25 protein-coding genes and 1 riboswitch are annotated in these 23,652 nt (G+C 63.5%); of the genes, 8 read left to right on the top strand and 17 right to left on the bottom strand.

Annotation, left to right across the window (positions count from 1 at the left end):
- Positions 1-169 precede the first annotated feature (169 nt).
- The 6 genes from OLZ32_RS29655 to OLZ32_RS29630 form a co-directional block, all read right to left on the bottom strand.
- Positions 170-1,000 carry an inositol monophosphatase family protein gene (locus OLZ32_RS29655; protein WP_264399002.1) on the bottom strand — a complete coding sequence of 277 codons (831 nt, stop codon included), beginning with the start codon at positions 998-1,000 and terminating at the stop codon, positions 170-172.
- Positions 997-1,827, bottom strand: coding sequence for a glycerophosphodiester phosphodiesterase family protein (locus OLZ32_RS29650; protein ID WP_264399000.1), 831 nt, complete (start codon positions 1,825-1,827; stop codon positions 997-999). Before OLZ32_RS29650 ends, OLZ32_RS29655 begins: the two co-directional genes overlap by 4 nt.
- A 10-nt stretch (positions 1,828-1,837) precedes the next feature.
- Complete coding sequence (locus tag OLZ32_RS29645; RefSeq protein ID WP_264398998.1) at positions 1,838-2,944, bottom strand: ABC transporter ATP-binding protein; 1,107 nt, start codon at positions 2,942-2,944, stop codon at positions 1,838-1,840.
- Positions 2,945-2,946: 2 nt separating this feature from the next.
- Entirely contained in the window at positions 2,947-3,864 is a 918-nt protein-coding gene (locus tag OLZ32_RS29640; protein ID WP_164049728.1) for an ABC transporter permease subunit, read from the bottom strand.
- Positions 3,865-3,868: 4 nt separating this feature from the next.
- Positions 3,869-4,759 carry a carbohydrate ABC transporter permease gene (locus tag OLZ32_RS29635; protein WP_028740943.1) on the bottom strand — a complete coding sequence of 297 codons (891 nt, stop codon included), beginning with the start codon at positions 4,757-4,759 and terminating at the stop codon, positions 3,869-3,871.
- A 65-nt stretch (positions 4,760-4,824) separates the two neighbouring features.
- Positions 4,825-6,132, bottom strand: coding sequence for an extracellular solute-binding protein (locus OLZ32_RS29630; RefSeq protein ID WP_029870413.1), 1,308 nt, complete (start codon positions 6,130-6,132; stop codon positions 4,825-4,827).
- Between the two features lie 208 nt (positions 6,133-6,340).
- Between OLZ32_RS29630 and OLZ32_RS29625 the strand changes: the two genes are divergently transcribed.
- The 3 genes from OLZ32_RS29625 (at position 6,341) to OLZ32_RS29615 (ending at position 9,483) form a co-directional block, all read left to right on the top strand.
- Entirely contained in the window at positions 6,341-7,492 is a 1,152-nt protein-coding gene (locus tag OLZ32_RS29625) for an ROK family transcriptional regulator (RefSeq protein ID WP_130744426.1), read from the top strand.
- 314 nt (positions 7,493-7,806) lie between these two features.
- Positions 7,807-8,520 (top strand): DNA helicase, encoded by a 714-nt coding sequence (locus OLZ32_RS29620; protein ID WP_264424203.1) that lies wholly within the window; start codon positions 7,807-7,809, stop codon positions 8,518-8,520.
- Positions 8,521-8,604: 84 nt separating this feature from the next.
- Complete coding sequence (locus OLZ32_RS29615; RefSeq protein WP_264398991.1) at positions 8,605-9,483, top strand: transglutaminase-like domain-containing protein; 879 nt, start codon at positions 8,605-8,607, stop codon at positions 9,481-9,483.
- A gap of 64 nt (positions 9,484-9,547) precedes the next feature.
- Here OLZ32_RS29615 and OLZ32_RS29610 read toward each other — a convergent pair whose 3' ends face one another.
- A complete protein-coding gene (locus OLZ32_RS29610; RefSeq protein ID WP_264424201.1) occupies positions 9,548-10,330 on the bottom strand; it encodes a class I SAM-dependent methyltransferase in 783 nt (260 codons plus the stop codon).
- Between the two features lie 222 nt (positions 10,331-10,552).
- Between OLZ32_RS29610 and OLZ32_RS29605 the strand changes: the two genes are divergently transcribed.
- Entirely contained in the window at positions 10,553-11,575 is a 1,023-nt protein-coding gene (locus OLZ32_RS29605) for an LLM class flavin-dependent oxidoreductase (protein WP_264398986.1), read from the top strand.
- Positions 11,576-11,615: 40 nt separating this feature from the next.
- Here OLZ32_RS29605 and OLZ32_RS29600 read toward each other — a convergent pair whose 3' ends face one another.
- From OLZ32_RS29600 to OLZ32_RS29590, 3 genes are all read right to left on the bottom strand, one after another.
- A complete protein-coding gene (locus OLZ32_RS29600) occupies positions 11,616-12,065 on the bottom strand; it encodes a potassium channel family protein (RefSeq protein ID WP_264398984.1) in 450 nt (149 codons plus the stop codon).
- On the bottom strand, positions 12,062-13,168 hold the full coding sequence (locus OLZ32_RS29595) for an AI-2E family transporter (protein ID WP_264398982.1): 1,107 nt from the start codon (positions 13,166-13,168) through the stop codon (positions 12,062-12,064). The genes OLZ32_RS29600 and OLZ32_RS29595 overlap by 4 nt, the downstream gene beginning before the upstream one ends.
- Positions 13,169-13,356: 188 nt before the next feature.
- A complete protein-coding gene (locus OLZ32_RS29590) occupies positions 13,357-14,181 on the bottom strand; it encodes a helix-turn-helix transcriptional regulator (protein WP_264398980.1) in 825 nt (274 codons plus the stop codon).
- Positions 14,182-14,278: 97 nt separating this feature from the next.
- Here OLZ32_RS29590 and OLZ32_RS29585 point away from each other — a divergent pair, with 97 nt between their 5' ends.
- Positions 14,279-15,202 carry a phytanoyl-CoA dioxygenase family protein gene (locus OLZ32_RS29585; protein WP_264398978.1) on the top strand — a complete coding sequence of 308 codons (924 nt, stop codon included), beginning with the start codon at positions 14,279-14,281 and terminating at the stop codon, positions 15,200-15,202.
- A 195-nt stretch (positions 15,203-15,397) separates the two neighbouring features.
- The gene (locus OLZ32_RS29580; RefSeq protein WP_264398976.1) at positions 15,398-16,297 is read left to right on the top strand and encodes a LysR family transcriptional regulator; all 900 of its coding nucleotides are present in this window, start codon (positions 15,398-15,400) and stop codon (positions 16,295-16,297) included.
- On the opposite strand, the gene OLZ32_RS29575 is transcribed toward OLZ32_RS29580, so the two are convergent.
- The 3 genes from OLZ32_RS29575 to OLZ32_RS29565 form a co-directional block, all read right to left on the bottom strand.
- Positions 16,260-17,534 carry an MFS transporter gene (locus OLZ32_RS29575; RefSeq protein ID WP_264398974.1) on the bottom strand — a complete coding sequence of 425 codons (1,275 nt, stop codon included), beginning with the start codon at positions 17,532-17,534 and terminating at the stop codon, positions 16,260-16,262. The genes OLZ32_RS29580 and OLZ32_RS29575 overlap by 38 nt on opposite strands.
- A complete protein-coding gene (locus OLZ32_RS29570; RefSeq protein WP_264398972.1) occupies positions 17,531-18,175 on the bottom strand; it encodes a winged helix-turn-helix domain-containing protein in 645 nt (214 codons plus the stop codon). Before OLZ32_RS29570 ends, OLZ32_RS29575 begins: the two co-directional genes overlap by 4 nt.
- An 84-nt stretch (positions 18,176-18,259) precedes the next feature.
- The gene (locus OLZ32_RS29565) at positions 18,260-19,366 is read right to left on the bottom strand and encodes an adenylate/guanylate cyclase domain-containing protein (RefSeq protein WP_264398969.1); all 1,107 of its coding nucleotides are present in this window, start codon (positions 19,364-19,366) and stop codon (positions 18,260-18,262) included.
- Positions 19,367-19,620: 254 nt separating this feature from the next.
- Between OLZ32_RS29565 and OLZ32_RS29560 the strand changes: the two genes are divergently transcribed.
- Positions 19,621-19,845 (top strand): hypothetical protein, encoded by a 225-nt coding sequence (locus tag OLZ32_RS29560; RefSeq protein WP_003541104.1) that lies wholly within the window; start codon positions 19,621-19,623, stop codon positions 19,843-19,845.
- A gap of 113 nt (positions 19,846-19,958) precedes the next feature.
- Here OLZ32_RS29560 and OLZ32_RS29555 read toward each other — a convergent pair whose 3' ends face one another.
- Together OLZ32_RS29555 and OLZ32_RS29550 are read right to left on the bottom strand one after the other, a co-directional pair.
- Positions 19,959-20,267 (bottom strand): GCG_CRPN prefix-to-repeats domain-containing protein, encoded by a 309-nt coding sequence (locus OLZ32_RS29555; protein WP_003541107.1) that lies wholly within the window; start codon positions 20,265-20,267, stop codon positions 19,959-19,961.
- 184 nt (positions 20,268-20,451) lie between these two features.
- Complete coding sequence (locus OLZ32_RS29550) at positions 20,452-20,898, bottom strand: SRPBCC family protein (RefSeq protein WP_264398966.1); 447 nt, start codon at positions 20,896-20,898, stop codon at positions 20,452-20,454.
- A 246-nt stretch (positions 20,899-21,144) separates the two neighbouring features.
- Positions 21,145-21,287, top strand: a riboswitch (FMN riboswitch).
- A 78-nt stretch (positions 21,288-21,365) separates the two neighbouring features.
- Between OLZ32_RS29550 and OLZ32_RS29545 the strand changes: the two genes are divergently transcribed.
- Complete coding sequence (locus tag OLZ32_RS29545; protein ID WP_062943356.1) at positions 21,366-21,800, top strand: 6,7-dimethyl-8-ribityllumazine synthase; 435 nt, start codon at positions 21,366-21,368, stop codon at positions 21,798-21,800.
- A 66-nt stretch (positions 21,801-21,866) separates the two neighbouring features.
- On the opposite strand, the gene OLZ32_RS29540 is transcribed toward OLZ32_RS29545, so the two are convergent.
- Together OLZ32_RS29540 and OLZ32_RS29535 are read right to left on the bottom strand one after the other, a co-directional pair.
- Positions 21,867-22,637 carry an SDR family oxidoreductase gene (locus OLZ32_RS29540; protein WP_264398961.1) on the bottom strand — a complete coding sequence of 257 codons (771 nt, stop codon included), beginning with the start codon at positions 22,635-22,637 and terminating at the stop codon, positions 21,867-21,869.
- Positions 22,638-22,701: 64 nt separating this feature from the next.
- A complete protein-coding gene (locus OLZ32_RS29535; protein WP_264398959.1) occupies positions 22,702-23,547 on the bottom strand; it encodes an alpha/beta fold hydrolase in 846 nt (281 codons plus the stop codon).
- Positions 23,548-23,652: the final 105 nt, after the last annotated feature.

Here is a 23,652-nt window from a genome sequence, read left to right as displayed (position 1 = left end):
CGCGCGTAGCCCAGAGGGCGAAGCCTCGAAGGACACACTCCAGCGCCGCTCCTTGCGTCCATTTAACGCCAGCGCGCCCGCCTCGCCCTTCAACGCCCCTGCGGGGCACCTCAGGATGAGGCTCTCTTGGGCGCTGGCGCGCTATGCATTGCGCCGAGCCCGACCCCCATCACCCCTCCGCAAAACCCCGCCGGATCGCTTCCCAGCTCTCCGCATCCGGCGCCAGCAGCAGCCGGCCCTTGGTCATCGCAGGACGATAGGCTTCGCCGCTGAGCAATGCCCCGTAGCCGCCGGCTTCGTGATGGATCAGCACGCCGGCGGCGTGGTCCCAGGGTTTGAGCTCGGCGTTGAGCGAAAAGCTCATAGCGCCTGTTGCCACCGCCCGGTATTCATGGGCCGAGCAGCGCCATGTGGTGGTGCGGGCAAAGTGCAGCAGGCTCCGAGAGTAGACCGGCTGCTCCTCGGCAGGAAACATATGCAGCGGCACGAAGCCGTGCATTTCCCCGATCGGCCCTGGCGGCGCGACGCTGAGCCGGGTCCGCGTGCCATCGCGGGCAATATGCCACGCCCCTCGCCCCGGCCGGGCGGCAAGGAAATCGCCGGTCACGGGATAGTGGATCAGCCCGGCCACCGTCTCGCCGCCCGAGACGATCGCCACGATCATGCCGAACAGCGGCACGCCATGGGCAAAATTCCAGGTGCCGTCGACAGGATCGATGATGACGGCAAGATCGGCGTCGCCAAGCCGCGTCAGAATCGGCGGATCGGCGGAGACCGCTTCCTCGCCGACCAGCAGCGCCTCGGTAAAGTGCGCCGACAGCGCTTCGGTGAGCCGCCGCTCGGCACCGATATCGGCATCGGTCACCAGATCGTCAGGCGCGGTCTTGGTGCGGATGCCCTCGGCGGTGACGCCGAGGAAGCGGGGCAGGATCTCCGCCTCCGCCGCCCGGCGCATATCCTCCATGATGGCGGAGAATATATCGTTCGACACGTCCCTCATGCCCGGCGCGCCTCGATATAGGCCTTAAGCGCGGCGGGCTGGTCGGTCTGGATGACGCTGATGCCGGCCGCCATCATCCGTCCCCAGATCGCATCGGGATCTTCAAGGGCCGCACTATCGGTCAAGCCGCAGCAGGAGACCGGATCGAGCGTGTTGACCCAGAGGGAGATCCCGGCGTTGCGCAGACGCGCGTGCTGGCCGGCCAGGGTCTCAAGCGCATCGAACTTGGCTTCGCACATGAAGGGGCGCGCCGCGATGATTGCCTTGGCGGTCTCTTCGGCGCTCCCGACCCTGAAGAACGCCTGGCCCATGAACGGAATGCCGTCGATCCCGGGCTGCCTGGCGAGCCAAGCCAGCGCCTCCGGCGCGTCGGCGCGAGCCTTGAGATCGACCTGGTCGGCCATGCCCATCTCTTTGACCTTGGCCGCGACGATGCTCATCATCTCGAGGTCCTTGAGGTCGAGATCGACGAAGATGCGGTCACGTACGGTTTCGAGCACCTGTTCCAGCGTCGGAACGGTCTGCGTCGTGAACGGCTGGTCCGGCCCGCCATCGGCCATGCGCAGCCGCAGGCTGGTGATCTCGGCGATCGTCATCTCCTCGGGGATGCGATCGATGCCGGCCATGCGCTCAAGCGTGTCGTCATGCAGGATGAACAGCACGCCATCGGCGCTCTGGCGGATATCCACCTCGACGATGTCATAGCCGCCGGCGATCGCATTCTCGATCGCGGCAAGGCTGTTTTCGGGAGCATGATGCCAGGCGCCGCGATGGGCGACGATGGCGCAGGGGCGCGACGGGTCGGCAATGTGGTCGATGTATTTCATGGGACTTCCTTTAGTTTGCGCTGAGAGCGCCGGGTATGGCCCTGCCGCTCGCTGCATCGAAGAGATGCAGGCGGGAAGCCGGGAGATTGAGAAAGAGTTGGCTGCGGTCCGATATCTCGACGCCGAAGGGCGTCGCGATCCTGACGACCGAGCCGCCGAGCTCGGCTGCCAGGATCGCGTGCGAGCCGAGATCCTCGCGAAACAGCAGGGCGGACGTGAGCACCTGTCCGTCGGCCCCGCCACCGATCAGGATATCCTCGGGCCGGATGCCGAGCTGATAGGCGCCGGTAAGCCGGGCTTGCGCCACCACCTGCCCGTCGGCGAGCCTGAGCACCGTGCCGTCGCCGATGACCGGCAGAATGTTCATCGGCGGCGCGCCGATGAATTTGGCGACGAAGACCGAGGCCGGCTGGTGATAGATCGCTTTCGGCGTGTCGAACTGTTCGATCCGCCCCTTGTTGAGGATGAGGATGCGGTCCGCCAGCGTCATCGCCTCCACCTGATCGTGGGTGACGAAGACGGTGGTGGCGCCGATGCGCCGGTGCAGTTCGGCAAGCTCGACACGCATGTCGTGCCTGAGCTGAGCGTCGAGGTTGGAGAGCGGCTCGTCGAACAACAATACGCCCGGCTCGCGCACGATGGCCCGGCCGATCGCGACGCGCTGGCGCTGGCCACCGGAAAGCTGCCCCGGCTTGCGGCCGAGATAATCGGAAAGGCCGAGCATCTTCGCCACCGCGCCGACCCGCTCGATGCGCTCGGCCTTCTGCATACCGGCGACCTTGAGGCTGTAGGCGATGTTGTCGAAGACGCTCATATGCGGGTAGAGCGCATAGTTCTGGAACACCATGGCGCAGCCGCGATGTTTCGGCTCCAGATCCTGCACCTGCCGGCCGCCGATGACGATCGTGCCGCCGCTCACCCGCTCCAGCCCGGCGATCATCTGCAACAGCGTGGACTTGCCGCAGCCGGAGGGACCGAGCACGACGGTGAATTCGCCGGCTCGGAGTTCGACATCCATCGGCGGGATGACGACGGTCTCGGCGTCATAGGCCTTGGTGACGCCTGATAGCGTGATGTTGGCGGCAGCGGCGCGGATGGCCATGTCGATGGCGTTCATGCCTATTTCTCCGTGAGAGCGAGGCCCTGGACCAGATAGCGCTGCAGGAGCGCGATCATCGCGAGCGGAATGATGGAAACGATGACGGCGCCGGCCATGATCATCGGAAAGTCGGGGATCTCTCCGTCCGAATCCGGCACGAGCCGCGCCAGCCCGACGACGGCGGTCTGCATGTCTGACGTCGAGGCGGCGACCAGCGGCCAGAGATATTGCGTCCAGCCGCTGAGGAAGGTCAGCACGAAGAGCGCGGCGAAGCTGGTGCGCGACAAGGGCAGCAGGATATCGAAGAGAAAGCGGATCGGCCCTGCCCCATCCATGCGCGCCGCCTTGAACAGATCCTTGGGCAGGGTGAGGAAGAACTGGCGGAACAGGAAGGTACCGGTGCCATGCGCCACAAGCGGCGCGATCAGGCCGAAATGCGTGTTCAGCACGCTCCATTCGAGCTTCACCGGCGCGCCGAAATAGTCGGCGATCAGCCCGTTCAGGCCGGTGATATCGAGCAGCGCGTTGACCGGCGAAAACACGTTCGACGCCACCTGGTAGGTGGTGATGACGCGGATCTCGATCGGCAGCATGATGGTCGCAAGGATGAGCGCGAAGACAACGCCCGCCCAGCGAACCCTGAAATAGACGATGGCATAGGCCGACAGAAGCGACAGGACGCAGGTCGCGAATGCATCGCCAAAGGCGACCACCAGACTGTTCAGCATCTGAACTGGGATGTGCGTCTCGGTGAAGATGTGCGCCGCATTGGTGAAAAACTGGTCGCCGGGATACCAGGCGAGCCCGTTGCGCAGGATGAATTCATAGGACTGCGAGGCTGTCGCCAGCGTCAGATAGAGCGGCCCGAGGATATAGACGATGCCGACGATTAGCACGAAGCCGGCAGCGATGTTGAGGGAACGTGCGTTTTCGATCATGGGGTCACCGCTCGTAGTTGATGCGCCGGCCGAGGAAGAGGAATTGGGCGGCGGTGAGGAGGACAACGAAGACCATCAGGATCGCCGTCTGGGTCGAGGCGCCGGAGAGGTCGTAGCCGCTGAAGCCGTCGGTATAGATCTTATAGACCAGCAGCGTGGTGGCGCCGCCGGGACCACCATGGGTGATCGTATCGATCAGCGCGAAAGCCGAGGTGACGCTTTCGGTGAACTCGAGCACCAGCGTCAGGAAGAGTTGCGGCATGATGAGCGGCAGTTGCACGTCGAAGATGCGCCGCCACGGCCCTGCCCCATCCATTGCGGCTGCCTGGTGCATGGTCTTCGGGATCGACTGCAGGCCGGCGAGCAGGATGACGAAATTGAACGGGATGCCGCCCCAGACATGCGCGGCGATCAGCGTGATGAAGGCATCCGTGCCGTTGATGCCAGGCGCCCAGATGCCGGGAAAGGCTGAATTGAGTGGCGCGAGCACGCCGACGAAGGGATTGAAGATGAAGGCGAAGACGACGCCGATCGAGGCGCCGGCAACCCCCTTCGGCCAGACGAGCACATTACGCGCCGGCAGCGACAGGCGGATCTTCCGGTCGGCCGCGACCGCAAGGATCAGCGGGACCACCACCGCAAGCGCTGAGGCAGTGACCATGAAGACGATGGTGCGCCAACAGCTCTTCCAGAACTCCGGATCGGAGAACACGCGGGCAAAATTATCCCAGCCGACAAACATCGAGCCGCCGCCGAAGGGGCGCTCGAGGAAGAACGACCAGTAGAAGGCTTGAAAAACCGGCACGTAGAAGAAGAGCGCAATCAGCAGCATGAGCGGCGCTACCAGCAGAAGCGGCAGCCAGCGATGGCTGAAGAGAGAAGATTCCGACGTCATGGAGAAGCCCTGCATTGGAAGACCGCACGGGAGCGCGGGACGCGCCCGCGCGTGAGATGTCGGGATCACTGCATTCTCACGCCCTTGTAGGTCTGCTCGAAGCGGCGCAGCAACTCGTCGCCGCGCTTCTTGGCATTGTCGAGCGCCGCCTGCATGGTCTCCTGGCCGGCAAAGGCCTTCTGCGTCTCTTCCATGAACACCTGGCGGAACTGCACGTAGAAGCCGAGACGGATGCCGCGGGTATCCGGCGTGCGCGGCTGGTTCATCGACTCGATGCCGACGGCGGCCGTCGCATATTTCGGCGCGTTCGCCTCGCCGCTCTTGGCGATTGCATCCATCACATCGTTGGTGACGGGGACGTAGCCGGTGGCGGCGGTGAGGAACATCTGCTGTTCGGGACGGCGCAGGAAGTCGAGGAAGGCCTTGGCGCCTTCGACCTCGGCCTTGTCGTGACCCTTCATGATGTAGATCGAGGCACCGCCGACGAGCGTGTTGTGGCGCTCGTAACCCTCATACATCGGCGCCATGCCGACTGACAGTTCGTATTTGCCTTCGAACGCCTTGGCCGAGGCGGTATAGGAACCCGAGGAATTCTCCATCATCGCACATTCGCCGGTGTTGAAGGCGGCGGTGAAGTTGCCGGCCTTGGTATCGGCATTGAGCTTGACGAGCCCTTCCTTGCGCCAGTCGATCAGGTTCTGGAGATGCTTGGCGGCGAAGGTGGTGTTGAACACATATTCGGCGTCGAGACCATCATAGCCGTTATGCCGCGAAGCAATCGGCAGGCCATGGCGGGCGGAAAACTGTTCGAGCACGCGCCAGGTGTCGCCATCGGTGGTGAAGGGGCAGGCATGACCCGAAGCCTTCAGCTTGCGGGCGGCCTCGATGATCTCTTCCCAGGTCGCAGGCGTCTTGGTGACGCCGGCTTTCTGCAGCTCGGTCTTGTTGGTGTAGAACAGCAGCGTCGAGGAATTGTAGGGCTGGGCGAAAAGCTTGCCGCCGGAGGTTTCGTAATAGGCCCGGGCGCCGGCGATATAATTGTCCCACTTGACCTCGGGCAGCACGTCCTGGACCGGAACGACGGCATCGGACAGCATCAGGTCGAGCGTGCCGGCGTCGAAGAACTGGATGAGGACGGGATGCTTGTTGGCGCGGAAGGCGGCAATCGCCTTCTGCATCGACACTTCGTAGCTGCCCTGGCCGACGCAGGTGATGCGATGCTCGGATTGCGCGGCATTGAAAGCGGCGCACTGGTCCTGGATCGCCTTTTCGACGACACCCGTATTGCCGTACCAGAATTCGATATTGGCGGCCTGCGCAGAACACGCGCCCGCCATCAGCGCGGCAGCAGCCGCCAGGATGGAAATCTTCATCTTGCCCTCGCCTGTTTTGATAGCCGGGTTCGAGCCCGGCTCTGTGACGGCGCATTTATTACACATAGCGTGTAACAATTTAGTGACGAGCACGTGACACTTGATGCGAAGAGAGGCCGCTGATAAAGCGTGAACGCACCCGACAACCGGAAGCACAAAAAAATATTACTACACCTCTGTAGTAATTTTTAACGAGGGAAGTGTTGATATGGCCTACTTTCCGGAGACACTGATCGCGACGCGCTTCCTGCGCGAAGGCGGCGGCGTCGTCTCGCCGAACGAACGAGACCTGCTAAAGCTGATCTGGCGTCATCCCGGCCTTTCCCGATCGGAAGTCACCGCCCACACCGATCTCACCCAGCAATCCGTCTACCGCATCATCGACCAGTTGGAGGAACGCGGCATCGTTTCCTTCGGCTCGCCGAAACCCGGCACCGGCCGCGGCCAGCCGAGCCCGACACTCCGGCTCGACGGCCGCTACGCTTATTCCTGCGGCATCTCGGTCAATACCGACATCATCGGCATCTGCTTGATGGATATATCAGGCAATGTGCTCGCCGAAAGCAGCGTCGCCTTGCGCGAACGCACCATGGCCCAGTCGCTCGATCTGGTTCGCGAGCAGCTGATCGAACACCAGAGGGTGAACAATCTTTCCGAAGAGGCCTTCTTCGGTATCGGCTTTGCCATTGCCGGCTTTCACATCAGCGGCACCCGCTACAATGCGCCCCTCCCGCTGCATGAATGGTCGCTGATCGAGCTCGGCCCGCTGCTCACGGAATTTTTCGGCAAGCCCGCCTGGGTGCGCAACGGCGGCAAGACGGGAGCCATCGCCGAATCCATGTTCGGCGTCGGCCGCTATATCAAGCACTTTGCCTATCTGAGCTTCAACTACGGCTTTGGCGGTGGCCTGATCAGCGACGGCGAACTGCTGCTGGGCGGCATCGGCAATGCCGGCGAATTCTCGGGGATGTACGACGCCGAGGAAACCAAACGCCGGCCGGCCTTGCAGTGGCTGATCGAAAAGCTCAACCGCAACGGCGTCGACGTTCCCTCGATCAGCTATATGCGCAAGCATTTCGACCCGAAATGGCCAGGTGTCGCGGAATGGGTGGACGAGGTCACGCCCGCCTATAGCCGCCTGATCAATGCGATCTGGGCCGTTTTCGATCCGCAGGCAATCGTCTTCGGCGGCCAAGTTCCCACCGCGCTGGCACAGATGCTGATCGACCGGACCGAGAATTTCGATCGGCCACGCTACGGCGTGCAGCGCCCGCGCCCGAAGCTGATCATCTCCGAGATCTCAAGCGACGCCTCGGCCATGGGCGCGGCAATCACCCCGTTCAAGTCGGCCTATTATTGAGGCGAGCGACTTCGCGGCTCCGCCGAGCCAGAAACTGACTCCCGCTCAGCCGCTTACGGCTATTCCCTCTCCTTCCGCTTGAGGAAATCGACGCATGTGGCGCTGGGCGGGAGATGCCCGTTTTTCGCGCCGAAGCGACGCAGGCGATTTTCGCCCGGCCGTTCCTGCGCTATGATCTGATTCTGGCGCAGCCCACGCCTCCCCCCTCCATCGGGAAAGCAGACGTCATGTGGGGCCACCTGAACCGAACCGACTGTTCGAGCATCTTGCATAAGGAGGGATTGCGAAAACCGCTCGCAATAGGAGGTTTATGAATGAAGATGTCTGCGCCTATCTATCACCTGAAGCGTAAAGCCAGAAAGCTCTCCCGAGCCGAGGACATACCCTTGCATCAGGCGCTCGACCGCATAGCCCTGGAAGAAGGCTACGGCGGCTGGAGCCTGCTTGCGGCAAAAGCAGCGGCGGAAGCACCCGCCGGCAAGCTGTTTCAGCAATTGCTGCCCGGCGATCTCCTGCTCGTCGGCGCCCGGCCCGGCCACGGCAAGACCCTGATGGGCCTCGAACTCGCCGTCGAGGCGATGAAATCAGGCCGTCCCGGTGTGTTCTTCTCGCTGGAATATACGGAAGACGATATTGTCGATCGCTTCCGCGCCATCGGCGTCGACCGGGCGCAATTCGAGCGTCTGTTCGAATTCGACGGCTCCGACGCGATCAGCGCCGCCTACATCGCCGAGAGACTGGCGTCCGCACCGCGCGGCACGCTCGTCGTCATCGACTATCTCCAGCTGCTCGACCAGAAGCGGGAGAACCCCGAACTCTCCGTCCAGGTCCGCACCCTGAAGGCTTTCGCCCGCGAGCGCGGCCTGATCGTGGTCTTCATCTCCCAGATCGACCGATCCTACGAGCGATCGCATAAGCCCCTGCCTGATATCGCCGATATCAGGCTGCCGAACCCGCTGGACCTGACGCTGTTCGACAAGACGTGCTTCCTGAACAACGGCCAGCTGGCGTTTCAGGCTGCGCGATAAAGACCCGCAGTGCTCCGCTCGCGGGCCTCACGCATGGCCCGCGGGACCTTGCTCCGCTGGTCTGATTTTATCATACTGCCCGGCATGAGCGGATATGAGAGCCCTGTCGATTTCTACGCGCGCCCCGGCCAGATGACATCGGCCGGGCCGCACGCCCCCGTCCTTGCAGCGCTCAAGGGCGTCGAAACCGTTGCTGCGGCCGTGCACGGCGCGCTGCTGCACGATGCCTGGGCGCAACACTACGATCAGGTGCTGACCCCGGACCGAAGGGCGCAGTCACACACGCGGCCGACGCGAGAGATACTCGATACGATCATGGGGATCGATCCCGCCCCACTCGACATCCCGCGCCCACCTGACAAACGCAGCATAGGCACATGCCGCAATTTCACCGTGCTTGCCTGCGCGGCACTCAAGGCCCAGGGCGTCCCGGCACGTGCCCGCTGCGGCTTCGGCATGTATTTCGAAGCCGGTAAAGGCATAGATCACTGGATCGCCGAATATTGGGACGGAGCGCGCTGGGTCTCTGCGGATTTCCAGATCGACGATCTCCAGCGCGCTGCCTTGAAACTCGATTTCGATCCCCTCGACCAGCCACCGGGCAAATTCCTCAGCGCCGCCGAAAGCTGGCAGCGCTGTCGCGCCGGCGCCGCCGACCCCGGAAAATTCGGCATCTTCGACGGGTCCGGCTTCTGGTTCATCGCCATGAACCTCGTCCGCGACTTCGCCGCCCTCAACAACATGGAGATGCTTCCCTGGGACAATTGGGGATCGATGCCGGAGCCCGAAGAGGAGATGTCTGCGGATGGTCTCGCCCGCTTCGATCGCCTCGCTGCCCTGACGGTGGCAGCGGACGAACGCTTCGGGGAGTTGCGGGCGCTCTATGAGGACGATGCCGGGCTGCGCGTGCCGGCGCAGGTCTTCAACGGCGTGCGGCAGCAGATGGAGAATGTTGGCGCGTGATTCCCTCTTATCCGAGCGGAGAGAAGACTGAGTGGCGCCTTGGTTCCCCTCTTCTCGTCTCTTCTCAGATCAGCTTGATTTCGCCCCAGACAATCCTGGTGCGTACGACAAAGCTCAACCGATCATCATTCGAATAGGCGCGTAGCAATTCAGAGAGTTCCGCGTCGAAGGTCGCGATACGATCGCCGAGTTTCGAAGGTGCGAAGGTGTCGCGCGAATGCTGGCAGGATACGAAATCCTCGACGCTCTGCTCGAAGGGATGCTCCGATACGAAGTCCTCGCTGCCATGCAGGTCAAGATAGTTCTGGTAGCTTCGCATGCCCTCGGACCATCGGCCGTGATCGAAAGGCTGGCCGGTCACCTCAGGGACCCACCTCCCCAGGAATGAATTCCAATCCGATTGCCACGCAGGCTCGAACGGGTCGTCGCCGGAAACCACCGCCATGACATGGCCTGGCGCGGCATTCGCCAGAAGATGCGGAAACAGCCTGGCATGATCCATCCAGTGAATACTGGCTGCTGCGACCGTCAGATCGAAGCGTTGGCCATCGGTCGGGAAATCCTCGGCGAAACTTTCGATCCAGCGGATATTCTCAGCGCCGCCGTCCGGCAGCGATCTGCCCAGCGCAATCATATGCGCGGAAGGATCGACCGCCGTGACACTCCCAAACGAACCCGACAGCGCGCGGGAGATTTTCCCCGGTCCGCAACCGATATCCAGCAGATGCTCCGACCGCGGAGCGATCGCCAGAAGCTTTCGAAAAACGGCATCGGGATAAGGCGGACGGTACCGGTAGTTTGCGACGACGTCGCTTTCCGTGAAGGAGGAGCCCTTGCGCTGGTCCATCAAAACTCCATGCTCACACCGCAGCCGGCGGAGGCTGTAACACGCGTTTATGTCAGGGGTTTAGCGCGGCGTAACAATCTCTCTATCGGTTATAGCGGCGGATGGCAGGCCAATGCCGCAGAAGTGATACGCCGAACTCATCCGGTTCCGATTGTCTTCCGGGCCGAAATTGTGCGAAGACCCATCGACCCCAGACACAATAGATCAAGGTGCGGCATCAGTATGAAGAAGATCGGCTTCCTCTCGTTCGGGCATTGGACGCCCTCACCTCAATCGCAGACGCGCTCAGCCGGCGATGCGCTGCTGCAGTCGATCGAGCTTGCGGTGGCGGCCGAGGAGCTCGGGGCTGACGGGGCGTATTTTCGCGTGCATCACTTCGCCCGACAGCTGGCCGCACCCTTCCCGCTGCTATCAGCCGTCGGCGCTAGAACCAAACGGATCGAGATCGGCACCGCCGTCATCGACATGCGCTACGAGAACCCGCTTTATATGGCCGAGGATGCGGGTGCGGCCGACCTCATCGCCGGCGGCCGCCTGCAGCTCGGCATCAGCCGCGGTTCGCCCGAACAGGTGATCGATGGCTGGCGCCATTTCGGCTACGCCCCGCCCGAAGGCCAGAGCGAGGCCGACATGGCTCGCCACCATGCCGAAGTCTTCCTCGAAGTGCTGCGCGGCGAAGGATTTGCCAAGCCGAACCCGCGGCCGATGTTTCCCAATCCGCCCGGCCTCTTGCGCCTCGAGCCGCATTCCGAGGGCCTGCGCGAGCGGATATGGTGGGGCGCGAGCTCGAATGCCACCGCCGTCTGGGCGGCCAAGCTCGGCATGAACCTGCAGAGTTCGACGCTGAAGGACGACGAGACGGGCGAGCCCTTTCATGTCCAGCAGGCCGACCAGATCCGGGCGTACCGCGAGGCGTGGAAAGAAGCCGGCCACACGCGCCAGCCGCGCGTCTCGGTCAGCCGTAGCATCTTCGCGCTGGTCGATGATCGCGACCGCGCCTATTTCGGCTACGGCAACGACGGTGAGGACAAGATCGGCTTCATCGACGAGAAGACCCGCGCAATCTTCGGTCGCAGCTATGCCGCCGAACCCGACGCCCTGATCAAGCAGCTCGCCGAGGATGAGGCAATCGCCGAGGCGGACACGCTGCTGCTCACCGTCCCCAATCAGCTTGGCGTCGATTACAACGCCCATGTCATTGAAGCGATCCTCACCCATGTCGCGCCTGCGATGGGTTGGCGCTGATGTTCGTTCCCGGCGAGCTGTCTTCGCCGGCTCCAGCGCACTACGGCTCATGCGCGGTTTGATTTGCCGCAGCCAATTTCCCCATGGCCTGCTGGATGGCCGAGAAGAAGAGCGCCGTCGTGATCCCGAACATCATCAGCCCATTGGCTGCCTGCAGCGGCGCAAGCAGCCGGATACGGCCATTGAGCACGACATCGCCATATCCGAGCGACGTGAAGGTGACGCCGGAAAAATACATGGCCGTTTCGAAGTCCTCGAAGGCACCGAGCACGCGATATAACACTGCCCAAAAAGCGACCTGGAGGATATTGCCCAGCATGAGCACGATCATCAGAACCGAGAATTGCACGAAGATCGTCCGCCAGGGCTTTCGGCCCACGGGTTGCGTGCGCGCGTGAGCAAAATAACGCGCGGCCAGCACCGAAGCCAGCGCCTGGAGTGCGAGGCAGAACGCCATCGCAAGCAGGCCGAGACCAATGACTTTGATCATGGGGCCGGACCTTCGATCCGGGGGCCGTCCTCAATCGGGCGCTGATGCAGCCACTCCATCAGCAACACGAAGCCGACGGCCAGCAGCACGGGGCCGACAAATATACCGAGAAGGCCGTCAGCAATCATCCCTCCGATGACACCGACCAGGATGACCGGCATTGGCACGTCCGATCCACGGCCGAGCATCAATGGTTTGAGCAAATTGTCGCTCAGCCCGGCGATGAAAGACCATATGGCGAAGATGATCGCCGGTGTTGTCGCTTCCGTGGCAAAGACATAGGCCATGACGGGCAGCGTGAGCAGCAGCGGCGGTATCTGCACGACTGCCAACAGAAACGTGACGGCCGTCAAGGCGCCGGCCGCCGGAACGCCGATGGCGAAGAAGCCAATGCCAACGAGCATCGACTGGATCGCCGCCACACCGACCACGCCGACCGCCACGCCCCGGATCGTCGTGGCGGTCAGGTGGACGAGCCGGGCACCCCGCGCCCTGCTGTTGGTGACGAGTTCCAGCAGACTGAGGGCAAAAGCCGCAGCACCCTTGGCATAAGCGACAAGCACGGCGGCGATCGCGATGGAAAGAACGAAGGACAGGCCACCAGAGGCCAGGCCGCCGGCGAAAGATGCAAGCCACGCAGCAGGCTTGCTCAGCATCTCGCCGTATTGACGCAGCGCCGAGGGCAGGTTGGCGGCAGCGAGCGACCAGCCCTCCGAGATCTTCGCACCGACCACCGGCAGGTCGGCAAGCCACGTTGGAGGCGGCGGAATTGTCAGGCTGTGGTTCTGCAAACCGGACACAAGCCAGTAAATGGAAGACCCAAGCGACGTGATCAAAACGAACATTGGCACCAGCACGACGGCAACGCCGAAGATGCCGATGAGAGATGCCGACCAGCGATTGCCGATCCGATCGGACAGGCGCAGATGCAAGGGATGAAGCATGACCGCCAGGATCACCGACCAAAGCAGAATGCCGAGGAACGGCAACATGATCCTGGCGCAGACATAGACCAGAAGCGCGACGACTCCCAATTGAACTGCCGCATGGATGATGGACGGTCTCGACGGCGCGAGATCGACATTCGATGCGCTGGACGTCATTTTCCCCTCCCGGCCCGGCCTCCGCCAACGAGCGAAGCCGGACGCTCACGCATCGGACAGCGAAACCTTCCACCCGGTATCGGACCTGCGCGGCGAAGATTTTGCCGACGCCGTGAAAAATCGTCTCCAATGCCCCGTCATCATACACGACTTCGTGAAAACGGGATACGGCCACTGCTGCCGGACTCTCAACCCCTGGTATACCTGGCGCGAAATTCGCGAGGACTGCAGCCCTCGCGTTCGTGGAAGACACGCGAAAAATAAAATGGGTCATCCAGGCCGACCACGGCGGCGATGGTTTCGATCTTCTCGTCGGTGGTTGCCAAGAGCTGTTTGGCGTGGTCCATGCGCACCCGAAGCTGGAATGCCTTGGGCGGCAGCCCGGTTTCGAGCGTGAACCGCCTGCGCAGCGTCGCCGGCGACATGCCGTGCTCGGCGGCAAAGGCTGTAAGGTCCAGCGGTTGCATTGCGCGTTGCCGCAGCGTTTCGACGATTTCGGCCATGTCGGGCCTATCTCGGCGCTGATCGGCCGCGCCGCTTGCCTGTCTTGCGGCTGACATGACAATGCGATGCAGCATCAAGGCCGCCGACGCCTGCCCGAGGTTGGTATCGTCGAGCAGATCGGCATGAAGGCTGGCGAAGAGCCGCGCCACCTCATCAAGGTGATGCAGGGCCACGACGGGCTGTCGCTCGATCATGAGGCTCAGCCGGACGAAGTCCCGCGTGAATGATCCTTCGAAAAGCGCCCAGCGCTCGTCCCAGCCGCCTTCGTCGGGGCCATAGGAATGCACTCGGTTGGGAAACAACCAGAACAGTGCCGGTCCGACCAGGCTCAGGCGGCCGCTGGCGGCGGTTTCCAGCCAACCCTGCCCGCGCTCCACCAGCACGACAGCGAAATTCGGGAGTTTCCGGTCCGTCACTGCACGGCGGGCCTGCTGCTTGCCGCTGCCGGTGACCACAAGTCCACCGACAGCGGCAAGCGGCGTTCTATAGATGGCCTCTGCGTTTCTCATGATGAGCGAAAAGTCCAGCTATGAATTTCCTCTATGTCGGTTGGCATGCCGGATCAGGTAATTGATGACAAGCCAACTCAAGCGACGGAGGAGTGAAATGTCAATTGCTGCGGAGGTCAGACAAGCTCGCATGATGGAATTTCCTCTTGCCGCAAATGGCAGAACCTTGCCCGCGGAGCGGATCGGTTGGCTCGTGCCCACCGATCCCGGCATCGGCATCGACGCTATCCGCCGCCGCTACCAGGACGATGGTTATGTCTGGCTGAAAGGCCTTCTGCCGCGGGCCGATGTGATCGATTTCCGCCGCTGGGTCTTCGAACGCCTCGCCGAAATCGGGCTGGTCGAGCCCGGAAGCGATTTTTCGCTGGGCTTGGCGTCTGCCGATGGCTTCGACAAAAGCCTGGCGGACCGGCGCCTGATGTCGCTCGTCCGCTCCGCCGCCTATGAAGGCTTCTGCGCGCAACCGCCACTCGCCCGCTTCATGGACGATTTCCTGCAGGGTATCTCCTATCTCCACAAGCGCAAGATCATGCGTTTCGTCCAGCCGGGATCGCCGACGGCCACGCCCGCCCACTATGATCTCGTCTATCTCCGCGGCGGCACCAGCCGCCTGGTGACGGCCTGGATTCCGATCGGCGACATCCCCACCGAGATGGGCGGCCTGGTCTATCTCGAAGGCTCGCACACCCTGGGCGTCAGGATGGAGGCCGAGTTCCAGGCAGCAAGCGGCAATCTTTCTGCGGAAGAGCGGGTTAGTGCCTATAACCGCCACATGGCGGAAGGCGGCTGGATCTCCAAGGATCTGCCCGATATGGCGGAGCGCTGCGACACCCGCTGGCTCGCCGCCGATTATGAGGCCGGCGACGTGGTGCTCCACTCGCCCTACATGATCCACGCCTCGACCACCAACCAGGACCGCAGCCGACGGCTGCGCCTCTCCACCGACATAAGATATCAGAATGTCGACGACGAGATCGACGTCCGATGGAACAACCACTGGAGCCTCGGCGATATGCTGTAGCTCAGCTTTCCGGGGCCCATCTTTGACCTGCGATCCGGTGCGATGGCTGCTATAGCAGGTTGATTGGCGAAGGGACGTCTACATAAAAGCGAAGCATGGGGACCTTACTGCCGCGATGGGCGTTGATGGTCCGGGCCTTGAACGATCCCATGACTGCCCGACTTATTGACGTAGCCGAACCGCTTGAGTTGCCTGATGCCGCGTACGAACCTGAACGATATTCTGATCTTCATGGCCGTCGTCGATGCCGGAAGCTTTATCGCCGGCGGCCAGGCCATGGGCCTGTCGCGTTCGGCGGCAGGAAAGGCTGTCATCCGTCTGGAAGACCGGCTCGGCGCGCGCCTGCTCAACCGCACGACGAGGACGTTGAGCCTGACCGACGAAGGCCGGATGTTTTACGAGCGCGGGCTGCAGATCCTGGTATCGGTCGACGAGGCGGAAGCGAGCGTGGCGGGGCAGAACAGCACGCCGCGAGGCGTTCTCCGGCTTGCCGCTCCCGATGCTTTCGGGCGGCTCGTCGTGCTGCCTTTGCTTGAAAAATATCTTCGGGCCTGGCCCGACATCCAGGTCGAAGTGAGCTTCACCGATCGCCCGGCCGACATTGTCGAGGAAGGCTTCGATCTGGCGATCCGGGTCGGCGCGACGGCGACAGACACCCGCCTGGTCTCACGCGTGATCGCCACCTATAAGGCGCGGCTCTGCGCCTCGCCGTCCTATCTCGCCGAGCGCGGCAAGCCGGGCGATATCGACGATCTCTCGGTCCATGACTGCCTGATCTTCGCCGGCCGCAATCAAAGGCAGGGCTGGCGCTTTCGCGGGGAAGGCGGTTCCTGGATCAAGGCGCAGGGCCGCAGCCGCCTGAGGCTCGACAGCGCAGAGGCGATCCGCGACGCCGCCTTGGCCGGCCTCGGCATCGCCCTCCTCCCCGACTTCCTCATCGCCGACGATCTCGCTGCCGGCCGCCTCCGGCAGATCCTGGCCGACCTCGAAACCGACGACGCAAAGATCGTCACACTCTATCCCGACAAGCGCCTGCTGGAACCACGAGTCCGCCGCTTCATCGATCTGCTGGTTGAAGAGCTTGGGCGCGGCTAGAGCTGGACGCTTCAGGCGAAGCCCTGTCAAACCCGCGAAAGCTCTTCAGCGCCAGCGGCGCAAGCGTTGCCGCGAGATAGGCAATCCCCATCAGGAACAGCGCCGCCGCAAGGCCGAGCGTGCTGATCAGCGCGCCGCCGGCGAGGCCGCCGAAAGGGATGAGCGCGAAGCAGAGGGCGGTGTTCAATGCGGTGACGCGACCAGTCAGCGGCTTGGGGATGCGCTCGAAGATGACCGCCGACAGGATCGGGTTGAGGAAGCCCGACGCGAATCCTGCGATGGCGAGCGTCGCAAAGACGAGGCCGATGGGCGCGTCCAGCGCCGGAACGAGAAAGCGCGGAAAGCCGGTCAGGAGGAAGGCCACCGTATAGACCATCAGTCGCGGCATGCGCTCGCCGATCGCCGCGGCAATCGCCGCGCCTGCGATCGAGGCGCCAGCGAAGGCGGCGAACATCGCACCGAGCAGCTCCGGGCCATGACCGGCATCCCGTGTCCAGACCGGCAGCAGCACGGCATGATAGGCCTGGTCGAAGAGATTGGTGACCGCCACCATGGCGACGATGCTGACGAGCACGGCGTCGCCGCGCAGAAAGCGCCAGCCTTCACGCAGATCCTCGAGATAGGACGCCCGTTCGGCCGGTCGAGTTTCGGGCGCAGGCGCGCGCCGCGTCCCGGGTATGCCCTCGGCAACGATCAGCGCGGCGGCGGCGAAGGTGGCGGCATTGACGAGCAGCGCCTGGCCCGGGCCGATCAGCCCGATCAAAGCGCCGGCGCCGGCCGCACCCGCCGTCGAGGCCAGCCGCTCGATGGCGCTCGCAACGCCGGTCACTCGTTCGAGCGGTACATTGGCGAGTGTGGCGATATCCGGAACCATCGCCTGCTTGGCCGCATCGGAGGGGCCGCGTAGCACGCCCATGGCAAAGACGAGCGGCAGCAGCACCGGCATGCCAAGCATGCCGAAGAGATCGAGAAGCGGCACCAGAGCGACCACGAGCACCGAAGCCGTGTCGCAGACGACAGCGATGCGCTTCGGGCCGACACGGTCGATCAGCGGCCCGCTGAGCGCCTTGGCGGCGACATAGGGCAGCATCTCCATCATCGCCGTCAGCCCGGTCAGAACCGGGCTGCCCGTCGTGCTCAGCACCAGCCAGGGAATGGCGATGGTCGACAGCCGCGTACCGGAAAGCGAAAGCGTCTCGGCCGCAGCAAGCGCCAGGAAAGGCCCGCCCGGTCTCATGGCTCGCCATCCCCCTCGCGGTGCGGGAGCCGCCCCGGATAGGGAAAAGCGTGCAGCATGATCGAGAAGGGAACCATATCCGGGGGCGCTAGCTCGCCCAGAGGCGGAGCCACCCGCATCGCTTCGAGAATGAGATCGGTCAGCCGCCTGGTCAGGGCCTCGGCCTGTTCCGCCGTCATCGGGATGATGATGTCGCTGGCCGTACTCGCCTTGCGCCACTCCGCCGGCAGCTCGGCATATTCCTCCAGCGCCTGCTGCATCTGGCCGACCTGCAAGGAGAGTATCGCTTGGTTGAAGGCGAGGTCGAGATCGAGCGCTTCACCCTCGGCCTCGCTTGCCGGCACCGAGGTGAGCTCGTGGCTGGCGCGCCACCAGCGGTCGCGCCGCGAAGCATGCGGCGATTCCTCGATGAAGCCGTATTGGGCAAGCTGGCGCAGGTGATAGCTGGTCGCGCCGCTGTTCAGGCCGAGCCGCGCGGCAAGCTGCGTCGCCGTGGCAGGCCCATCGATCCTGAGCATGCCGAGCATGCGCAGCCGGACAGGATGCGTCAACGCCTTCAGCGCGGTCGGATCGGGCACGACCCGGCTGAGGGTGCGGGGTGCGGTGACTGAGTGAGCGGGCTGCGGGCGCGGATTTTCCATGCCGGCAGCCTACTATTGCAAACATATCTTTGCAAAGCTTTCTTTGCATCAACGAAAGCCGCTCTCGGCGCCCTGCCTTGCGGCTCAATCCTCCGGCAGGGTGAAGACCGCGCAAGGCTGGGCGATGCCGCGCAAGCTGTGCTCTCCGAGCGGCATCAGCGCCGTCGCCGTATTCGCCGCAACCGCGCCCGAGATCAGCACGCTTCGGCCGAGCGGTTTGCAGAGCCCTTCCAGCCGGCTGACGAGATTGACGGCGGGGCCGATGGCGGTAAAGTCCAGCCGGTCGGCTGCGCCGATATTGCCCCATAGGATCTCGCCGAAATGCAGCGCCGCGCCGAAGGGCAGCGGCGCCAACCCCTGCGCCTGGCGTATCTGGTCGAGATGGACCATGCCGGCACGGCTGGCAGCAACCGCCCTGAGGGCCGCCTCGCAGGCTTCCCGGTCTCCGTGGCCTACACTTCCCGCGTCGTCGGAAGCGCCCGTGACCGGAAAGATCGCCAGCACGCCGTCGCCCATGAATTTCAGCACCTCGCCGCCGAAGGCGTGCACCGCGCCCGCGACGCGGTCGAACCATGCGTCGAGCGTCGCGATCATCGCGTGCGGCTCCGTCACCTCCGAAAGTGCGGTGAAATCGCGCAGATCGGCGCAGAGAAGAGCCGCACGTATGGTCTCGCCGGTGCCGCGGGCAAGCTCGCCGGCCTGCACCCGGGCGGCACTACGCCGGCCGAGATAGGCTTCAAGCAGGGCTGCCCGCGCCTCCCGCGCCGCGAGCGCTGCGAGCGGCGCGGCGGCAAAACGCGCGACCTCGCGCAGCCGGTCGGCTTCCGCTGGAGCGAATGCGCCGGCCCCTGCCCGGTTGTCGATACCCGCCCAGCCGAGTATGGGACTATCCTGCGAAGGCCCTATTCGTTCCTCCCATACCGGCCCGAGCGCGGTCAGCCAGTCGCGCCCGGCCTCGCTCTGCGGAGCCCCGGCAAAGGCCAGCGCCTCGATGACAGCACCGGTCTCGGCCCGCCAAAGCCAGGTGCGCCGCGCAATGATCGGATGCGGCACCGAAAGCGTCAGCGTGCCGCCGGAAAGCGGCAGTCCGTCGGCCAGCAGCCGGCGCCCGAGCTCGGCCAGAAACCGTTCGGGACCAGGCGAGGCTCCAGCCTCGTCAACCAGCCAGGCAAGGGGAGACGGCAGATCCATGCCGTGATCATGGCACGCCCTCCCGTACAGCCGCAAGGACATCGCCTATGTGTCGGCAAATCGACATCCCGCATGTCCGTCGGGACGCCTCTGGGGGTCTCCGTGAGGACTTCTCTATCGATCAGCCTGTCGGCTCGAGGGCGACCCCTGTTGAAACCATTCACCGCGGTGGAAGAAGAAAAATAAACACTTTAAACTTGCGCGACTTTGATTCCATTATAGGGTCGTTCGTCATCGTGTAATTGAGGGGTACGATGGGCACGATATTCTGGCCGAAAGATCCGTTGGATGGGAATGACATGACGCTGCTGACGTCGATCCTTCGGCGATGGTGCGAAAGATATCAGGTCGAACTGACAGCGGAGGAGAGCAGCCGCAAGGCGAAGGAACTCGTCGAATGGTTCGAATTCGGCGTCAAGGATCCCGTCGAGCTCGAGGAATTGATCGACGACAAGTACTGGCTCGTCAGCAGGATCTGACCCTCTGGCAGACCGGGAGAACGCTGGCTATCAGCGTGAGCGACGCTTTTTCATTAGAAAAGGCCGGGCGAAAATCGCTCCGGCCTTCGTCCATCTCCATCTAAGCGAGACTTTTAGTCATTGTCCCGCCAACGGCGGTCGCGATCCCAGCGCCGCTCATGGCGCCAGCGCGGGCCATCCCAATCGCGGTGACGCCGCTCCCAGCCCCAGCGGGGCGGACCACCGTAGAAAGCCACCGGCGGCGGGCGGCGCCAGTTTCGCCGGCATTCGCCCCAGCGCGTCAGATGCCAGCCGCGACCGCAGGCGTAGTCGACCGTGGTGATATTGCTCTGGACATTGATTGTCCCCATCGGCATCGCCTGCGCTGTGCCGAACGAGAGGCTGCCAGCGAGCAAGGCAGCCGCGATAGAAAGTGCCTTCATCGAGAACTCCATTTCAATCCAGCCGTCCACACCTTATGACCGCCAAATTGAACTGGAGATGAACTGCGCGTTCATGTTTGCGGGAGAAAAAGAAGCGCTTCCGCACGGCCGTCCTGAGCGCTCGCCAACCGCTGTTGTCGCAACGGCAAGCGCTTCAGAGCCGCCCCGCTGCCTGCAAAATTGTTCATGTCCTGCCGTAAAAAGAGTCGGGACCCGGATCACCTCCGGCGGCAACCTCGGTCAGCCGTCCGAGATAATGTGCCCAACCCTCCGCATGGCCGGCGCATTGCTCGGCGCTAGGCAGGCCGCTATGGGTGAGCCGCAGCAGCGTTCCGCCTCCCTGTTCGATCAGATCGATCTCGACGAGGCTCGAACCCGGCGGCACCACCTCGCTACCGTCCCAGCCGAAGCTGTAGGCAAGGCGATGAACCGGCACCACCTCACGAAACGAACCGCGCGCAAAGCGGGCGCCGGTAACGTTGACGAGATAGAGCCCGCCGGGCTGCGGCTCGATCTGAGCCTCCGTTCCCATCCAGCGCAGGATCTTTTCCGGGTCGGTCATCAACGCGAACACCGCGGCCGGCGGCGCTGCGATATGCGCCTCGCGGCGGACGACGAAAGGATCTTCCATCTCTCTCTCCCATAGTTGCCACGGCCTTGCCCGCCGCGGAAAGAGACGGTGCATCCTGTCCTGCCGTGCTATTCTGACGTGAATGTCCTCACGCATAGCATGTAGGCGCAAGCCCATCCTCCGCAAGAGGGCTTGCCCTTCGCGATCGACGAACAAACGAAATCGCCGCGTCGGGAGCCCCGATCCTGCATTGGCCGCGAAGCATTTCGACCTATTGCCAGCCCGTCACCTTCCCCCTATTGTTCGCGCCGTTCTCAGGGCGGGGTGCAAGTCCCTACCGGCGGTATGCAATTTAGATTGCGAGCCCGCGAGCGCCTTCTTCGGAAGGGTCAGCAGATCAGGTGAGATGCCTGAGCCGACGGTCATAGTCCGGATGAAAGAGAACGTGCGTTCCTGCCGCCCTAGCGGCTGTCGGGGACGTTCGTGATCGCCTTGGGTGATGTGTCTGTTCGCCAAAGGAGATTACTGTGACACCCACCCGCTATGCCTTCGTCAAAGCCAGCTGGCACGCCGACATCGTCGACCGCGCCCTTGATGGCTTCCATCAGCTTATTCCGCCCGAGCAGGTCGATGTGTTCGATGTACCCGGCGCATTCGAGATGCCGCTGCTGTCGCGCGATCTTGCGGCAACCGGACGCTATGCCGCAGTCGTTGCCGCCGCCTTCGTCGTCGACGGCGGAATCTACCGCCACGAATTCGTCGCCCAGGCCGTCGTCGATGGGCTGATGCGCGCCGGCATGGATACCGGTGTGCCGGTGCTGTCGGTTTCGCTGACGCCGCATCAGTATCAGGAAACCGAGCACCACAAACAGATCTACCGCGCACATTTCGTCGAGAAAGGGCGCGAGGCAGCAAAGGCGGCTCTGACGATCGGCAAAACCCGCGCCGCTCTCGCCGCGTAAAAGCGGCTCGACGAGCAGAACAACAACAGCCGATGAAGACGGCGGGCTAATCCCGCCGTCGACCACTCAGATCGACTTCACCTCGCCACCATCCATGCGCAGCGTCGAGCCGGTCATCCAGCGGGCGGCGGGCGATACCAGGAAGGCCATCAGTTCGGCGATTTCCTCCGGCTCGCCGTAGCGGGCGATGCCTGCCTGCTCGGGGAAACGGGCGATTGCCTCCTCCACGCTCAGGCCGTGCAGCGGCGCCCATCGTTCGAGATAGGAGCGGCGTCGGCCGGTCATGACCGGGCCGGGCAACACGCTGTTGACCTGCACGCCATCGGCAACGCCGCGATCGGAAAAAGCCTTGGCCAGCGCGACGATCGCCGCATTGATGGTGCCGACCGCCGCATAGGGCGCCTTCGGAAACACCGCCGAATTGCCGGACATCATCACGACGGAGCCCTTGGCATCTTTCAGCGCCGGCCAGGCTGCAATCGTCAGGCGCCGTGCGCCATGCAGCTTCAGCGCCAGTCCGCCTTCCCACTGCGCGTCGGTCATCTCGAAGAGATCGATCTGTGGCACTGCGCCGGAGATATTGAGCAGCGCATCGATGCGGCCGAAGGCGCCAAGCGCCTGGTCGACCACGGCTTGCGCCGCTTGCGGGTCGACAAGGTCAGCGCCGATGACGAGGGCCTGCGCGCCGGCCACCCTCACCGCCTGCGCGGTCTCCTCGAGATTGGCGCGGTTGCGCGCGACCAGCACCAGCGCGGAAAAGTCGCGCGCCAGGCGTAGCGCCGTCGCCTGGCCGATGCCCTGGCTGGCGCCGGTGATAATGGCAACTGAGTTCGACATGTCGTCTCTCCTGTTTCCGTGGGTCGCCGCCCGCCCCTTCCGGCGGGCCGGCGCCCGGTTGCTGTCAGCGGACCAGGAAATCGCGGATCGCTACCGCGATCTCGGCAGCGTGCGTTTCCAGCGCGAAATGGCCGGTGTCGAGAAAGCGGACGACGGCGTTGGGGTTATCGCGCTTGAAGGCCTCGGCGCCGGGCGGCAGGAAGAACGGATCGTTCTTGCCCCATATGGCAAGGAACGGCGGCTTATGGGTGCGGAAATACGCCTGAAAGGCCGGATAGAGCGCGACATTGCTTTTGTAGTCGCCGAAGAGGTCGAGTTGTATGTCCTCGACGCCAGGCCGGGCCAGATAGAAATTGTCGAGCGAATAACCGTCAGGCGAAACCGTCGTCGGATCGGCAACGCCATGCGTATATTGCCAGACCGTCATTTCCGGCTGGAGCATCGCCTTCAGCGCATCGCGGTTGGCCTCGGACGCATCCTCCCAATAGGCCTGGATCGGATTCCAGCCATCGCTCAACCCTTCGACATAGGCATTGCCGTTCTGCGAGATGATCGCCGTGATCCGGTCGGGATGCTTCACCGCCAGCCGCAAACCGGTCGGCGCGCCATAGTCGAACACATAGACGGCGTAACGATCGAAGCCGACGATTTCGGTGAAGCGGTCGATCGTCGCCGCGATCCCGTCGAAGGTCGCAGGCCGCGCCGGCAGGTCGGATTGTCCGAAGCCCGGAAGATCGGGCGCGACGATGTGGAAGCGATCGGCAAGCAGAGGGATGAGGTCGCGGAACATGTGGCCGGCGCTCGGAAAGCCGTGCAGCAAAAGCAGCTTCGGAGCGCCCGGCGAGCCGGCCTCGCGATAGAAGATGTTGAAGCCGTCGACGTCGGCGGTGCGGTATCTGATGGTGGACATGACAGTCTCCTTTGCGTTGGTAACTTGTTTGATATTTTCGGTGTGGTTATTCCGCCTGCCCTTGTAGGCTGCTGCTGAAGATCTCCGGCGGGCGAGAGAGAAAAC

It is taken from the genome of Rhizobium acaciae (genome assembly GCF_025941625.1).
Taxonomy (GTDB): Bacteria; Pseudomonadota; Alphaproteobacteria; order Rhizobiales; family Rhizobiaceae; genus Rhizobium; species Rhizobium acaciae.
Note: the sequence above shows the minus strand (reverse complement) of the source record. Positions and strands in the feature narration are given on the sequence as shown.

What these genes read in the sequence shown, in the direction of transcription:
- OLZ32_RS29655 (WP_264399002.1), bottom strand. Translation starts at nt 1,000, where the DNA reads ATGAGGGACGTGTCGAACGATATATTCTCCGCCATCATGGAGGATATG.
- OLZ32_RS29650 (WP_264399000.1), bottom strand. Translation starts at nt 1,827, where the DNA reads ATGAAATACATCGACCACATTGCCGACCCGTCGCGCCCCTGCGCCATC.
- OLZ32_RS29645 (WP_264398998.1), bottom strand. Translation starts at nt 2,944, where the DNA reads ATGAACGCCATCGACATGGCCATCCGCGCCGCTGCCGCCAACATCACG.
- OLZ32_RS29640 (WP_164049728.1), bottom strand. Translation starts at nt 3,864, where the DNA reads ATGATCGAAAACGCACGTTCCCTCAACATCGCTGCCGGCTTCGTGCTA.
- OLZ32_RS29635 (WP_028740943.1), bottom strand. Translation starts at nt 4,759, where the DNA reads ATGACGTCGGAATCTTCTCTCTTCAGCCATCGCTGGCTGCCGCTTCTG.
- OLZ32_RS29630 (WP_029870413.1), bottom strand. Translation starts at nt 6,132, where the DNA reads ATGAAGATTTCCATCCTGGCGGCTGCTGCCGCGCTGATGGCGGGCGCG.
- OLZ32_RS29625 (WP_130744426.1), top strand. Translation starts at nt 6,341, where the DNA reads ATGGCCTACTTTCCGGAGACACTGATCGCGACGCGCTTCCTGCGCGAA.
- OLZ32_RS29620 (WP_264424203.1), top strand. Translation starts at nt 7,807, where the DNA reads ATGAAGATGTCTGCGCCTATCTATCACCTGAAGCGTAAAGCCAGAAAG.
- OLZ32_RS29615 (WP_264398991.1), top strand. Translation starts at nt 8,605, where the DNA reads ATGAGCGGATATGAGAGCCCTGTCGATTTCTACGCGCGCCCCGGCCAG.
- OLZ32_RS29610 (WP_264424201.1), bottom strand. Translation starts at nt 10,330, where the DNA reads ATGGACCAGCGCAAGGGCTCCTCCTTCACGGAAAGCGACGTCGTCGCA.
- OLZ32_RS29605 (WP_264398986.1), top strand. Translation starts at nt 10,553, where the DNA reads ATGAAGAAGATCGGCTTCCTCTCGTTCGGGCATTGGACGCCCTCACCT.
- OLZ32_RS29600 (WP_264398984.1), bottom strand. Translation starts at nt 12,065, where the DNA reads ATGATCAAAGTCATTGGTCTCGGCCTGCTTGCGATGGCGTTCTGCCTC.
- OLZ32_RS29595 (WP_264398982.1), bottom strand. Translation starts at nt 13,168, where the DNA reads ATGACGTCCAGCGCATCGAATGTCGATCTCGCGCCGTCGAGACCGTCC.
- OLZ32_RS29590 (WP_264398980.1), bottom strand. Translation starts at nt 14,181, where the DNA reads ATGAGAAACGCAGAGGCCATCTATAGAACGCCGCTTGCCGCTGTCGGT.
- OLZ32_RS29585 (WP_264398978.1), top strand. Translation starts at nt 14,279, where the DNA reads ATGTCAATTGCTGCGGAGGTCAGACAAGCTCGCATGATGGAATTTCCT.
- OLZ32_RS29580 (WP_264398976.1), top strand. Translation starts at nt 15,398, where the DNA reads ATGCCGCGTACGAACCTGAACGATATTCTGATCTTCATGGCCGTCGTC.
- OLZ32_RS29575 (WP_264398974.1), bottom strand. Translation starts at nt 17,534, where the DNA reads ATGAGACCGGGCGGGCCTTTCCTGGCGCTTGCTGCGGCCGAGACGCTT.
- OLZ32_RS29570 (WP_264398972.1), bottom strand. Translation starts at nt 18,175, where the DNA reads ATGGAAAATCCGCGCCCGCAGCCCGCTCACTCAGTCACCGCACCCCGC.
- OLZ32_RS29565 (WP_264398969.1), bottom strand. Translation starts at nt 19,366, where the DNA reads ATGGATCTGCCGTCTCCCCTTGCCTGGCTGGTTGACGAGGCTGGAGCC.
- OLZ32_RS29560 (WP_003541104.1), top strand. Translation starts at nt 19,621, where the DNA reads ATGGGCACGATATTCTGGCCGAAAGATCCGTTGGATGGGAATGACATG.
- OLZ32_RS29555 (WP_003541107.1), bottom strand. Translation starts at nt 20,267, where the DNA reads ATGAAGGCACTTTCTATCGCGGCTGCCTTGCTCGCTGGCAGCCTCTCG.
- OLZ32_RS29550 (WP_264398966.1), bottom strand. Translation starts at nt 20,898, where the DNA reads ATGGAAGATCCTTTCGTCGTCCGCCGCGAGGCGCATATCGCAGCGCCG.
- OLZ32_RS29540 (WP_264398961.1), bottom strand. Translation starts at nt 22,637, where the DNA reads ATGTCGAACTCAGTTGCCATTATCACCGGCGCCAGCCAGGGCATCGGC.
- OLZ32_RS29535 (WP_264398959.1), bottom strand. Translation starts at nt 23,547, where the DNA reads ATGTCCACCATCAGATACCGCACCGCCGACGTCGACGGCTTCAACATC.